The following is a 13470-nucleotide window of genomic DNA, read 5'->3' as shown; positions in this document are numbered from 1 at the left end:
GGCATCCTCTCCGCGCCCGCGCGGACCGTCATGGGCGGGCGCGGAGAGGGATGGCGCGGTAGGGCCAGGTCCTGTCGGCCTAGGAGCCGGTCCCGGTGGTCACGTCGGACACCGTCCACCGTTGGTTGGAGCCGGAGTTCGGCGTCCAGATCGTGACGGCGGATCCGTCGGCGGTGGCCTGGCCGCCCACCTCCAGGAGCCTTCCGGTGGCGGCGTTGACGAGGGTCCAGGTGCCGTCACCGGTCGTTGACATGATCCACTGTGTGGCCGTGTCACGAGGTCCTGTGTCCGTCTCCAGGACCGGGGCGCCGTCGCGCACGGCCAGCCGCTTGCCCTCCACCGGGTTGGTGAACACGTACCGCTGCCGGTTGCCGGTCTGGCCGCTGACCTGTCGCAGCTGCCACCGCTGGTTGGTGACCGTGGCCGCGTCCGTGCTCGCGGTCTTGATGACGAGCTTGCCGCCGTCGTCCGCGACGGTGAGCGCCTTGCCGCTCTGTACGCCGGTCAGGGAGTAGGTGTGGCCCTTCTTCAGCAGAGCGGCGTCCTTGGCCACGCCCGACACGCCCTTGACCACGAAGGAGGTCACGGACTGGGCGGGCACGGTGAAGGTGGCCCGGCGGTCGGTGACCGTGACCGGGGTCTGGCGTGCCAGCTTGCCGTCGGCGCTGGTCACCACGGGAGTCACCGTCGCGCCCCGCGCGATGTGCCCGAACTTGGACAGGTCGATGGTGACCGTACGCGCGCTGGTGGTGCTGTTGACGTGGACCACGGTCGCCCCGTTGCCGCTCTTGGAGACCGCGGCGGCGCTGTTCGTGTCGTCGGTCTTGATCAGCCGGTCGCCCGGCTTGATGTAGTGGGTGAAGTTGCGGGCGGTGTCGAACTTCGTGTTCGTGTAGATGGGGCAGGTCGCGAGGGTGTCCGCGGAGGTGCAGCTGAACGGGAGCTGGATGCTGCCCCAGTTGCCGCCCTTGGCGGACTCACCGCCCGGCTTCATGTTGTCGTAGTCCTCGACCGGCTGCCAGAACACCCAGGCCTTGGGCTCGAGTTCGCGCAGGTCGTCGACCATCTGCTGGGCCAGACCCAGGCCCGGCCGCATGTCCGTGAAGCTCTGGCCGTCGCCCCAGTCGCCCTCGACCTCGCTCATCCACAGCGGCTTGTCCGCCGCCTTGGCCAGGTCACGCACGCTGGTACGGCCGCCGGTGCCGTAGGTGTGGACGTTCATCTGGCCGACGAGGTCCCGGACGTCCTGGGGGTAGGAGTTCCAGTTCTGCGTGAAGATGCTGGGGTTGGTCTCGTCCATCGCGGAGATCTTCGTGCCGGTCTTCGCCTTCGCGAGGGCGGGGGCCAGTGCGCGGATCACCTGCTGCTGGAGCTCGGGGCCGATGTGTGCCCCCTCCTGGCGGCCGCCGACCGGCTGCCCGTCGGCGCCCAGGCGCGTACCCCAGTAGTTCGTGTTCGGCTCGTTGAACGGGTCGAGGGTGTCGACCTTGATGCCGTGTGCCTTCTCCAGCCGCTTGGTCGCGCCCGCCAGATAGGCGGCGAAGTCGTCGACGGAGCCGGTCTTGAGCTGGTCGGCGGAGGAGTTGAAGCCGCCGGAGACATAGCCGCTGTTGGTCATGAACCAGGGCGGTGAATTGCTGAACGTCTCCCAGTGGGTGATGTCCTTCTTGATCCGGTCCACCCACCAGCGCTGGGTGGCGTCGGCGTTCGGGTTCCAGTCGGCCGCGTCGTCGGCGCTCCACCAGTCGGTGTCCGTACGGGTGGTGCCGTCCGGGGCCTTCCACCAGCCCTCGACCGCTCCGCCGGCCCGCAGGTAGTTCTTGACGTCGGGGGCGTTGCCGCCGCCGATGTTGTAGCGGGCGATGTTCAGATTGAGGCCGTCGTCGCCGAACAGGAGCCCCGCGAGCTTCTCGCGGATCGGTGCCGGGTAGTTGCCGGTGGCGTTGGCGAACCAGACCAGACTGGTGCCCCAGCCCTCGAAGCTCTGCTCCTTGTACGAGGGATCCGGCCGGACGGTCACGGACGCGGCCGCCGCCGGCGCGGTCTCCGCGCTCGTGGGCGGGGCGGTGACCAGGGCTGCCCCGGTGGCCAGTGCGGTGCCTGCGATGGTTCCCAGAAGCCGTCTTGTGCGGGTACGGCGTGCCAACGTGTGCTCCCAACTCGTGTGTGGTCGCTGCGATGGACCGGCGTGCCCCCCGCGCGGGGGGCACGCCGGCTAACCCTCGAACGGGGGCCGTGCTCGCTGTCCGAGGGCTGTCAGAGGGCGGGCTGCCGCAGTACGGCGACGTCCCGGGGGGCGAGGACGACGGTGCCGTCGTCGTCCGTCCGGCCGACCAGCAGGTCTCCGGAGACTCCGGTCAGCGGCACCGTCTCGTCGGTCCGGTTGACCAGGAACAGATAGCGGCTGTCCGCGCTCCGGCGCACGATCAGCTCGACGCTTCCCCGCGCGCCGTCCGGCAGTTCACTGTGCACACCGGCCGGGGCGAGCAGCTTCGGCAGCAGCGTGGTGAGACCGTCCGTGCCGAGCCGGGTGGAGACGTACGCGGCCGAGCCCTGGCCCGTCGGGCGCCGGGTGACGGCGGGGCGGTCGGCGTACGTGCCGCCGCGGTAGTGCGCCAGCACCTCCACCGCCGGGTCGGTGACGCTGATCCGGTCGGTCCACAAGGTGCCCGTGGCGGTGCCGTCCACGCCGTCCAGGTCGACATCGGCCGTCTCGCCGTCGAGCAGCGGGCCGAACTCCTCGATGCGGATGCCGAGCAGCTCGCGCAGGGCGCCCGGGTAGCCGCCGAGCCAGATGTGGTCGTTCTCGTCGACGACACCGGAGAAGTACGTGGTGATCAGGTGGCCGCCGTTCTCGGCGTACCGGGTGAGCTCCTTGGCGAGCGGGGCCGGCATGACGTGCAGCACCGGCGTGATCAGGACCTGGTAGCGGTCGAGTTCGGTCTGCGTGGTGACGACGTCGGCCCGGATGCCGAGGGCGAGGAGCGCGGAGTACCAGTCCAGCGCCTCCTGCCGGTAGCTGAGCTGGGCGGTGGGGTGGGAGTCCTGCTCGCTCGCCCACCACGAGTCCCAGTCGAAGACGATGCCGACCCGGGCCGGCTCACGCTCGGTCCCGGCGACCGGAGCGAGGGTCTTGAGGGTCTGCCCGAGGCCGGCCACCGCACGGAACAACTCGCTGTCGGCTCCGGCGTGCGGGACCATCGCCGAGTGGTACTTCTCGGCGCCGGCCGCGGACTGGCGCCACTGGAAGAAGCACACCGCGTCGGCGCCGTGGGCGACGTGCACCAGCGAGTCACGGGCGAGGTCGCCCGGCCGCTTGGCCACGTTGATCGGCTGCCAGTTGACGGCGCTGGTGGAGTGCTCCATGAGGAACCACGGGCGGCCGCCGGCGATGCCGCTGACGAGGTTTGCGGAGAAGGACAGCTCGTCGCGGTCCTGCGGGCCGGGCACCACGTAGTGGTCGTTGGAGACGAAGTCGATCTCGGCGGCCCAGTCCGCGTAGTTCATGCCCTTGGTGTTGCCCATCACCATGAAGTTGGTGGTGACCGGAACAGCGGGTGTGAGCTCGCGCAGGACGTCCCGCTCCGCGCGCAGGTAGTCCTTCAGCACGTCGGAGGAGAAACGCTTGAAGTCCAGCTGCTGGGTGGGGTTCGGGTGGGAGGCGGCCAGCCGGGGCGGCAGGATCTGCTCCCAGTCGCTGTAGCGCTGGGACCAGAACGCCGTGCCCCAGGCGTGGTTGAGGGCGTCGAGCGTCGTGTAGCGGGCGCGCAGCCAGTCGCGGAAGGCGCGGGCGGCGTCGTCGGAGTAGTCGTAGACGTTGTGGCAGCCCAGCTCGTTGGAGACGTGCCAGGCGACCAGCGCGGGGTGGTTCGCGTACCGCTCGGCCATCTTGCGCACCAGGCGCAGCGCGTGCTCGCGGAAGACGGGGGAGGTGGGACGCCAGTGCTGGCGCGCTCCGGGCCACAGGGTCTCGCCGGAGGCGGTGACCGGAAGGATCTCCGGGTGCGCCGTGCTGAGCCAGGGCGGCGGGGAGGCGGTGGCGGTGGCCAGGTCGACCCCGATGCCTCCCGCGTGGAGCAGGTCCATGACCTCGTCGAGCCAGCCGAAGTCCCACTCGTTCTCGGCGGGCTGGATGCGGGCCCAGGAGAAGATCGCCACGGAGACGATGTTGACGCCCGCCTCCTGCATGAGCCGGATGTCCTCCTCCCACACCTCGCGTGGCCACTGCTCCGGGTTGTAGTCGGCGCCGTAGGCGAGGCGGGGGGTGGGATCACCGTCCGGCCCGTGCCGCAACTGGGACAGGAGGGTGGAGATCATGGTGGTCCTTCCGGTTACTGCACGGGGTGGCGCGAGGTACGTGGTTGCTTCCCGGCGGCCGCCGCTGAGCGCCTGCTGCTCAGCGGCGGCTCCCGAGGGGAATGCCGGCTACTTCGAGACGGTGAAGCCCTGCTCGTTGCCGTACTTGACGGAGGCGTCCTGCCAGCTCTTCAGGCCGTCGGCCAGCTTGGTGCCGGAGATGTAGGCCTTGCCGACGGTGTCGTTGAAGATCGAGTTGGCGTACTGCTGGAAGGGCAGGTACGACCAGTCGCTGGCGACGTTGGCGGCGGAGTCGGCGAAGATCTTGTTGGCTTCCTGGCCGCCGAAGTAGTCGAACTTGGTGTTCTGGAACTCGGTGGACTGGAGCTCAGCCTTGGTCGCCGGGAAGGCGCCCTGCTTGATGCGGGTCTGCACACCGTCGCCGGAGTTGGCGTACTCGACGAACGCGTAGGCGAGTTCCTTGTTCTTGCCCAGCGCGGGCAGGGCGAGGGAGCTGCCGCCGTTCTCCGCGCTGGCCTTGTCGCCCTTGGTCCACTGCGGCATCGGGGCCGCGCGCCAGTCACCGGAGGCGTTCGGCACGCCGGAGACGAAGTTGGCGGGCATCCAGGCGCCGGTGGTCAGGGTGGCGATGGTGCCGTCGCCGAGGCCCTTGTACCAGTCGTCGGTCCAGCCGTTGATGGGCGCGACGAGCTTCTCGTCGATGAGCTTCTGCCAGGTGTCGGTGTACTTCTTGGCGCCCGCGTCCCCGAAGTTGACCGTCACCTTGGTGCCGTCGACCTTGTAGGGGCGCGAACCGGCCTGCCACAGCATGCTGGTGGTGAAGCCCGCGTCGCCGGCGTCGTTGGCGATGTAGACCTTGGGGTCGGCCTTGTGCAGCTTGCGGGCCGCGTCGACGTACTCGTCCCAGGTGGTCGGGACGGCGATCTTGTACTTGTCGAAGACCTTCTTGTTGTAGAACATCGCCATGGGGCCGGAGTCCATCGGCAGGCCGTAGACCTTGTCACCCTCGCTCACGGCGTTCCACGGACCCGGGGTGTACTTGGCGGCGAGCTTGTCGGCGCCGTAGGGGGCCAGGTCGCTGAGGCCCTTGGTGAGGGCGTACTGGCTCAGCGCGAAGTACTCGACCTGTGCGACGTCGGGGACGCCCTTGCCGGCCGCGATGGCGTTCGACAGAGCGGTGTAGTGCTTGTCACCGGACCGGTCGCTGACGAGGTTGATCTTGACCTTGGGGTACTTCTTCTGGAAGTCGGCGGCGACCGTCTTCAGCGTGGGCTCCCAGGCCCAGACCGTGACCGAGCCGCCCTTCTTGAGGGCAGCCTGGATGTCCGCGGCGGAGACCGCCTTCGTGCCCGAGCTGCTGTCGTCGGAGCCGCCGCAGGCGGTGGCCCCGAGGGCGAGGACGGAGAGGAGAGCGAAGCCGCGCAGCAGGCGGCCGGTGGTTCTGCGCATGGAGGTGCTTCCACTTCTTCGTGGGTGGGACTTCTTCATGGGTGGGGCAGGTTGAGGGTGAAAGAGGTGAGGCTGCGGGGGGTGGGGGCCTGAGGGCGGGCTATTCCTTGACGCTTCCGGCGGCGAGCCCGGACTGCCAGTACTTCTGCAGCAGCAGGAACGCGGCGATCAGCGGCACGATGGTGAGCAGCGAACCGGTGATCACCAGGTTGAAGATCACGTCGCCACCGATCGTCTGGGCCTGGGAGTTCCAGGCGTCCAGGCCCAGGGTCAGGGGGTACCAGTTCGGATCCTTGAGCATGATCAGCGGCAGGAAGTAGTTGTTCCAGGTCGCGACCGTGGTGAACAGCAGGACGGTCACGGTGCCGGGCGCGAGCAGCGGCATGGCGACCTGGAAGAAGGTGCGGATCTCGCCCGCTCCGTCGATGCGGGCGGCCTCCATCAGCTCGGTGGGGATGGCCTCGCTGGCGAAGACCCACATCAGATACAGGCCGAAGGGCGAGACGAGCGAGGGGATGATCACCGCCCACGGTGTGTCCGTCAGTCCCATCTTGCTGAACATCAGGAAGGTGGGCACTGCCAGGGCGGTGCCCGGTACGGCGACGGCACCGATGACCACGGCGAAGACGGCGCGCTTCCCGGGGAAGTTGAACTTCGCCAGCGCGTAGCCGCCCAGGATCGCCAGGAGGGTCGCGCCGCCGGCGCCGAGCACGACGTACAGCAGGGTGTTCAGCAGCCAGCGGACGAAGATGCCGTCGTGGTACGTGAACGTGTCGTGGATGTTTTCCCAGAGGGCGAACTTGTGGCTGAACCACAGGCCGGACGACGTGGCGAGCCCGTCCTGGGTCTTGGTGGCGCTGATGACCAGCCACACCAGGGGCACCACGGTGTAGAGCATGATCAGGCCGGTGAGCACGGTCAGCAGGACGCTGCGCTTGGGGCGTCCGGGACTGTGCTTGCGCCGTGTGCGCAGTCGGGGCGTGTTCTTGGAACCGCCGGACTCGGCGGACGGGGGCGGGGAGGCGGTGGTGACGGGGCTGCTCGTGCTGCTCATCGGGTCACGCTCCCTTGCGCATGCCGCGGAGCTGCACGACATAGGCGATGACCATGGTGATCAGCCCCATGATGATGGCGACCGCCGCGGAGTAGTTGTGCTGCTGTCCGTTGAAGGACAGTGAGTACGTGTAGTAGTTCGGGGTGTAGTCCGTCGTGATGGCGTTGCGCGCCAGCGGCCGCAGGATGCTCGGCTCGTTGAAGAGCTGGAAGCTGCCGATGATCGAGAAGATCGTCGCGATGACCAGGGCGCCGCGGATGGCGGGGAGCTTGATGGCCGAGATGATGCGGATCTGCCCGGCGCCGTCGATCTCCGCGGCCTCGTACAGAGAGTTCGGGATGACCCGCAGCGCGGAGTAGAAGATCAGCATGTTGTAGCCCACGAACTCCCAGGTGACGATGTTGCCGATCGACGCCAGGACCAGGTCCGCGGAGAGCGGGTCGGGCAGGGTGACGTCGAAGGCGCTGTTGATGTCACCCACCAGACCGAACCGGGTGCCGTACATGAAGCCCCACATCAGGGTGGCGACCACGGCGGGCACCGCGTACGGCAGGAAGATCGAGATCCGGAAGAAGTTCCTGCCGTACAGACGGCCGCTGTCCAGTGCGAGTGCGACGAGCAGGGCGATCCCCAGCATGATCGGCACCTGGATCAGCAGGAACAGCGAGACCCGCTCCAAGGAGGACCAGAACTGGTCGTCCTGGAGAGCCTGCTTGTAGTTGTCCAGGCCGACGAAGGACGTGCCCCCGATGAGCTTGTCACGGAAGAGGCTGAGGTAGATCGAATAGGCGATCGGAGCCAGGAAGACGAAGGCGAAGACCACCGCGAAGGGGCCGATGAACCCCCATCCTGTCCAGGAGCGGCGGTCCCTTTTCGGGGGCCGGTCCGGGCGCCGTGCCACGCCCGCAGGGGGTTGAAGCGTCGTCATGTCGTTCCTCGCTCGTCCTTCTCGGAACCGGCGTCTCACGCCGTCGCGATGTTTACGTAAACATGCCGTCCCCCTTCGCGTCGAGGGCTGTTATGTTTACGTAAACATCTGATGGCGGCATGTCTACACTGCGCCAATGTCGGTGGTCAAGGGTCGTCTGACGAAACGGCGACCCGGGTAACAAAGGAGACGGGTGGACACTGCGGACAGTGCCTCGACGGGGACGGAACGGTCCCGCGGGCGCAAGGGAAAACGGGCGGTGGGTCGCGCGCAGACCGCGTCCATGGCGGATGTCGCACGCCTGGCCGGGGTCTCCTCGCAGACGGTTTCCCGCGTGTCCAATGGTTACGCGGGTGTGAACGAGGAGACCCGTGAACAGGTGCTGGCGGCGATGAAGCAACTGGGCTACCGGCCCAACAGCGCCGCCCGGGCCCTCAAGCGCGGCGAGTTCCGCACCATCGGCGTCATCACCTTCAACCTCTCCACCACGGGCAACATGCGCACCCTGGAGGCGATCGCCACCTCCGCGGCGCAGGAGGGCTACGCCGTCACCCTGCTGCCGGTCGCCGTGCCCACCCAGGACGAGGTGCGCGGCGCCTTCTCCCGGCTCGGGGAACTCGCCGTCGACGCCGTCATCGCCATCATGGAGGTGCATCTGCTCGACGCGGCGACCATCTCCCTGCCCCCGCACGTGCAGGTCGTCGTCGCCGACTCGGACGCGGGCGACCGCTACGCGGTGGTCGACACCGACCAGGCCGGGGGAGCCCGGGCCGCCGTACGCCACCTTCTGGACCTCGGCCACAGCACGGTCTGGCATCTGGCCGGCCCCGAGGAGTCCTTCGCGGCACAGCGCCGCACCGATGCCTGGCACGCCGCCCTGACCGAGGCGGGCCGCGTCCCGCCGCCCCTCGTACGCGGCGACTGGTCGGCGGAGTCCGGCTACCGCGCGGGCCTGCGGCTCGCCGACGAGCGCGACTGTACGGCGGTGTTCGCCGCCAACGACCAGATGGCACTGGGCCTCCTGCGGGCCCTGCACGAACGCGGCCGGAAGATCCCCGACGACGTCAGCGTCATCGGCTTCGACGACATCCCCGAGGCGGGCTCCTTCCTGCCGCCGCTGACCACGGTCCACCAGGACTTCGCCGAGGTGGGACGCCTGTGTGTCGAGGGTGTCCTGCGGCGGATGCGCCACGGCGGACCGGAACACGGCACCACACTCGTCCCCACGAAGCTGGTGGTGCGGGGGAGCACGGCTCCGCCGGCCGGGGATGCGTGAGGTCCCGTACCGAGAGCCGAGCGGGAAGGAGCGGCACTGAGCGGCAGGAGTTGCTGCCGTCGGACAGACGGGCGCGCCGCAGCCTCCCGCTGTCATCGCCTTCCAGGGACTCGACCGTGACGCCGCACCGCAGGTCGACGCCGTTGTCGCGCTGCATCTGCGCCGCGACCCCGCCGATCACCGCGCCCAGCGCCCCGGACAGCGGGGCCGGGCCGCGGTCGAGTACGGTCACCCGCAGATCCAACGCGCGGCAGGCGGAGCGACTTCGCAGCCGGTGAACCCGGCACCGATGACCAGCACCCGGCCGGGCCCGGCCACCAGCCGCTGCCGCAACCCTTCCGCGTCTTCCGGTGTGTGCAGCGCGAACAGCCCGTCGAGCGCGGCCTCCGCCTCGTTCGGCCACGGGCGCGCCCGCACGCCGGTGGCGATGAGCAACCGGTCGAATCCCACCTTCGTGCCATCGGCCAGCAGCACCTGCTTGCCGCTCAGGTCGAGCCCCGTGGCCGCGACTGCGAACCGCCAGTGCGCGTCGAGTTCGTCGCGGCGGGGCAGTCCGGTCCGCCGCGCAGGGACCTGGCCCATGAGGACCTGCTTGGACAACGGCGGCCGGTCATAGGGTGCGTGAGACTCGTCCCCGATCACGGTCAGCGTGCCGGTGAAGCCCTCCTGGCGCAGCGTCCGACCAGCCCGCAGGCCGGCCAGGGACGCCCCGACGACGATGCGTCCCGTACGCCTGAACGCCTCTCCAGGGTCGGGAGCGGTCATCTGCGTGTCGGGCACGGGCTTGCGGACCCGGGTGTCGTCACGGTCGAGGAGGATGGCCTGGACCGGGCAGGCCGCCGCGGCCCGCACGATCTTCTCCCGCTGCGCGTCGTCCGGATCGGTGTCGTACATGCGTATCCCTGGCACCGAGTGAGATCCACGACCACCTTCATGTGGACGCCCCTTCCGAGCCCTGCGGATCGGCCGTTTCGTCCCGGCCCGTCCGCCCGCGCACGGATGTCGTCATGTCTGCTCTTTCAGCGGATCACGGGACGACCGGGCCCGCATCCCGCTGCGGGTCGACGGTCCCGGCGGGGTTCTTTCCCCAGACGAAGATCTCGGTGCTCGGGAGACGTTCGGAGAATCGGCCCGACGGGGACACCTCCCGCAGCAGGAGACGCACGTCCGACTCGAAGGTGGCGCGGCGCGCGCCGAACAGGTGCGGAGCCGAGAACGACATCGAGAACACCCCCGCGACGACGTCGTCGCACGTGCGCTCAAGCGCCTGCCCGCCGGGGACGACATGACGCCGAGGACCGGAGAATCCCGCGCGCGCGAGTACCGCGGCCTCGCCGCCGGGCGTGCCCTGCGGCAGCACCCCGCGCCCGGCGCGTCGTACCGGTCCGAGGTAGTGCCTGACCAACTCGTCCATCGCCGCGTAGGGCACCGCCGGATACGGAAGACCGTCGACGGATCGACGCTCCGTCTTCAGATCCGAGATGTGCACGAAGGCCCCGCCGGGCACGAGCATGTCCCTGATGGTCGCCGCCACCAGATCCCGGTCCATCCAGTGGAAGGACTGGGCGAAGGTCGCCACGGTGAACGTCCCGAGATCTGCGGGCAGTTCCTCGGCCCGGACCCGCACCCACCGCGACGTGCCGCTCACCCCCGCCTCGGCGGCTCCGCGCGCCGCTTCGGAGAGCATCCCGCTGTCCGGGTCCACACCGACGATCTCACCGAACAGGTGCGCCAGACTCAGTGCCAGGGTGCCCGGCCCGCATCCCACGTCGATCAGGCGCCCCCGACCGTCGAGTCGCAGAACCTCGGCGAGCACTTCCGCGAGACCGGGTGCGTACGGGAGCCTTCCGCGCTGGTAGTAGGGGGCCGTCCCCGAGAACAACGTGTCGTCCCACTCCCAGCCGACGACCACCGCCACCCGCCACCCTTCACACAGGCACAGCATTGCCCGACGGCGGTCGCCGCACCCGTCAAGATAGCGAACGCACGGATTGCCGGATCACCGATTTCGCGCGCCCGACCCCCTCTAGGGACGTCGGCCAATGCTGTCGACCACGGCGATCTGCTGGAGGCCCTTCGTTTCGAAATATGGGTTGGTGTCCTGCCACTGACCGTGCACCAGCTTGGTTGTGACGCCTTTCAGCCGCATGCCCAGATAGACATAGGTGTTGCGGTCGAAGAGGAAAGTGAAGTCGATGCCCGGGTAGGACACCCCGACTCCGGGTCGGCCGAGGATGTCCACCTCATCTCGGTCGACGCGCACCCGCGGGATGTCGGCGAGCGCCTCGAACGCAGCAGCCTGAAGCCCTGGCGGCATCACTCGCGGTCCCTGCATGAGCAGACACGCGTCGAAAAACGCGCCTTGGTCCGTCTGTGGACTGCTCTTCTGTCCGTGGCGGAGCACTTCGAGGAGTGCGGCAGGGTCGGTGGGCAGCTTCTTGAGCTTGGCGTAGACGGTGGGCGGCCACCGCACTTCATGCTTACCGAGCGGCGGGTCGTGGTGGACTTTCCCGTACTCATGCCGGAGAGAGGGCTTGGAGCCGTCGACCGACATCCAGCTCTCGTCCGTCCAGGTACGCGTCCTGCCGCCCTTCTGTGGTGTCCGTTCGATGTAGGTCTTGGTGTAGAAGAACTGGTCGTCGCGCGGGATGGGCAACCGGCTGTGGTCGGCTCTCGAGGCGTCCGCAGCCTTCTGGAGGATCTGGGCCGCGCTGAGCGTGGTGAGGTTCGGCGTGCTCGCGTTGTCACCGTCTCGCGTGACCGCGACGGCGATACCTGCCGCGGCCGCGGTGGCGGTGCCGACGAAGGCGCCGCGCAGAACGAGGCGCCGGGACAGTCGGCCTCTCGTGCTCTGGCGCGTTTCATGGTCGATGGCGCGCAAGAGGCGGGCCCGGGCCGCAGTGCGGGCCTGTGGGGTGAGCTGGAGGTTGTCGGCTTCCCATTCCCGCAGCTCAGTGAGGTCATCCATGATCGTGCTCCTTTTGGAATGCAGCCGCGGAGGGGACATCCTGGGCGCCCACTGTTTTGCGTAGTTGGGCACGTGCCCGGTGCAGACGTGAGCGCACGGTGCCGATGGGAATGCCCAAGGACTCCGCGGTCTCCGCGTAGTCGAGGTCACCCCAGGCGACGAGGAGCAGCACGTCACGGTGACGGGCGGGCAACTTCGCGAGCGCGCCCGCCAGCACTCCGGAGAAGCGCTCGGCGCTGACTCTCTCGGCGACCCGGTCCTCCATGGGCTCGCCTTCGTCGCTCTGCCCGCTGGATGCCAGGGAGGCCGCACGTGACATCGCACGCAGGCGTCGGGCCTCGGCTCGCCGGTGGCGTCCGACGAGGTTGGTCGCTATGCCGTACAGCCATGGACGGGCTTGGGCCTGCGAGAGGTCGTAGCGACGGCGCTGCTGGAACGCGATCACAAACGTCTCGGCCATCAGATCGTCGGCCGCATCGACACCCAGCCGTCTGGCCACGTAGCGGTGGATGTCGTCGGCGTGGCGGTCGAACAGCACGGCGAAGACGTCCGGCGTCTCCCAGGACTCCTTGACGACCGAGGCGTCGGAGGCGGGCTCGTTGTCATCCAGGGCGCCGTGCCGGACAACGATGCCCGGCGAGAGCGTCACCGGTTGTCTCTTCGGTTCATGTGCTTCCCCTGAAGTCGTTCGCGTGGACAACAGTGGTTCGCCGATGACGTCGTACGAGTTCCACATCCGCGATGTGACGTGAACCACATGCGACTGACGCCGTCCGCCTGGCTCGTCCTCGCTCTGACCGTCAGCTACCGGCCTACGTAAAGTCCGAGTACGCGAGGTGAGTTGCGCAGACGCGGCATCGGAAGAGGTAGGCCGTGGGCTGGCCGTCCTTGTCCAGAGCGCTGAGGTGTCGCTCCACTTCGTCCGGAGACCGTCCCCAGCCGCCGGCCTCCTGTCGGAGCGTCTCGATCGCGTCGGGACGGGCCGCGAGTTCGGCGGCTCCGACCGCGCCGAGGAACGCCGTGCCGTCACCGCAGTGGAAATACCACCGAGGTTCCTGCCATCCGGGAAAACCCGGCGTACGGCCGGCCACCGCCACGAAGACCTCGATCGGTACGTCGTCGTCGACAGCGCCTCCCGTAAAGGTGGCCTCGTAGCGGCCGGCAGCCGTTCCGTCGGCGATGCACCATGGGCAGAGCCGATCGGCGAGGTCGTCGACGGAGTAGACGGGGCCCGCGTAGATGTATCCGCGTGCCTGCCCGCAACACACGCACGTCGTGTCGGACGATACGACCGCGCCCGTGGTGATGGGATCGGGATGGTAGGGGAATTCCGGCAGCGGCTCTGTCACAACCGGGGACGGTAACAGCTGTCGCGGCCACCCGGGCAGAAGGCAAAGCCCGAGCTCAGCCGGGGGTTTGAGCGGCCGACCGCCGAATTCGCTGGGTAAGTCCAGGGACGCGCCCGTATGTTGGCGCCA

The 13470-nt window shown here is 68.8% G+C and carries 10 protein-coding genes and 1 pseudogene; 1 reads left to right on the top strand and 10 read right to left on the bottom strand.

Translation table 11 applies throughout. The features are described from left to right. Positions 1-79: 79 nt before the first annotated feature. From ACZ69M_RS27040 to ACZ69M_RS27020, 5 genes are all read right to left on the bottom strand, one after another. Positions 80-2146 (bottom strand): RICIN domain-containing protein, encoded by a 2067-nt coding sequence (locus ACZ69M_RS27040; RefSeq protein ID WP_470053703.1) that lies wholly within the window; start codon positions 2144-2146, stop codon positions 80-82. Positions 2147-2256: 110 nt separating this feature from the next. After that, positions 2257-4317 carry a beta-galactosidase gene (locus ACZ69M_RS27035; RefSeq protein WP_470053701.1) on the bottom strand — a complete coding sequence of 687 codons (2061 nt, stop codon included), beginning with the start codon at positions 4315-4317 and terminating at the stop codon, positions 2257-2259. Between the two features lie 108 nt (positions 4318-4425). After that, the gene (locus ACZ69M_RS27030) at positions 4426-5766 is read right to left on the bottom strand and encodes an ABC transporter substrate-binding protein (protein WP_470053699.1); all 1341 of its coding nucleotides are present in this window, start codon (positions 5764-5766) and stop codon (positions 4426-4428) included. A gap of 100 nt (positions 5767-5866) precedes the next feature. Beyond that, positions 5867-6820 (bottom strand): carbohydrate ABC transporter permease, encoded by a 954-nt coding sequence (locus ACZ69M_RS27025; RefSeq protein ID WP_470053697.1) that lies wholly within the window; start codon positions 6818-6820, stop codon positions 5867-5869. 4 nt (positions 6821-6824) lie between these two features. Then, the gene (locus ACZ69M_RS27020; RefSeq protein WP_067381317.1) at positions 6825-7748 is read right to left on the bottom strand and encodes a carbohydrate ABC transporter permease; all 924 of its coding nucleotides are present in this window, start codon (positions 7746-7748) and stop codon (positions 6825-6827) included. Positions 7749-8031: 283 nt separating this feature from the next. Between ACZ69M_RS27020 and ACZ69M_RS27015 the strand changes: the two genes are divergently transcribed. Further along, positions 8032-9024 carry a LacI family DNA-binding transcriptional regulator gene (locus ACZ69M_RS27015; protein WP_470053694.1) on the top strand — a complete coding sequence of 331 codons (993 nt, stop codon included), beginning with the start codon at positions 8032-8034 and terminating at the stop codon, positions 9022-9024. Positions 9025-9076: 52 nt separating this feature from the next. Here the strand turns inward: ACZ69M_RS27015 and ACZ69M_RS27010 are convergent. From ACZ69M_RS27010 to ACZ69M_RS26990, 5 genes and pseudogenes are all read right to left on the bottom strand, one after another. Then, positions 9077-9789: pseudogene (locus ACZ69M_RS27010) on the bottom strand (NAD(P)/FAD-dependent oxidoreductase); the annotation flags it as partial. A 262-nt stretch (positions 9790-10051) separates the two neighbouring features. Continuing rightward, positions 10052-10936 carry a class I SAM-dependent methyltransferase gene (locus ACZ69M_RS27005; RefSeq protein WP_470053892.1) on the bottom strand — a complete coding sequence of 295 codons (885 nt, stop codon included), beginning with the start codon at positions 10934-10936 and terminating at the stop codon, positions 10052-10054. A gap of 114 nt (positions 10937-11050) precedes the next feature. After that, complete coding sequence (locus tag ACZ69M_RS27000; RefSeq protein ID WP_470053692.1) at positions 11051-11992, bottom strand: CU044_5270 family protein; 942 nt, start codon at positions 11990-11992, stop codon at positions 11051-11053. Next, positions 11985-12641, bottom strand: a complete 657-nt coding sequence (locus ACZ69M_RS26995) for an RNA polymerase sigma factor (protein ID WP_470053691.1) — start codon at positions 12639-12641, stop codon at positions 11985-11987. Before ACZ69M_RS26995 ends, ACZ69M_RS27000 begins: the two co-directional genes overlap by 8 nt. A gap of 163 nt (positions 12642-12804) precedes the next feature. Then, a complete protein-coding gene (locus tag ACZ69M_RS26990) occupies positions 12805-13341 on the bottom strand; it encodes a CbrC family protein (RefSeq protein ID WP_470053689.1) in 537 nt (178 codons plus the stop codon). Positions 13342-13470: the final 129 nt, after the last annotated feature.

This window comes from Streptomyces sp. NPDC107454, from assembly GCF_055582885.1.
The sequence above is the reverse complement of the archived record's forward strand: the minus strand, read 5'-3'. Positions and strand labels throughout refer to the sequence as shown.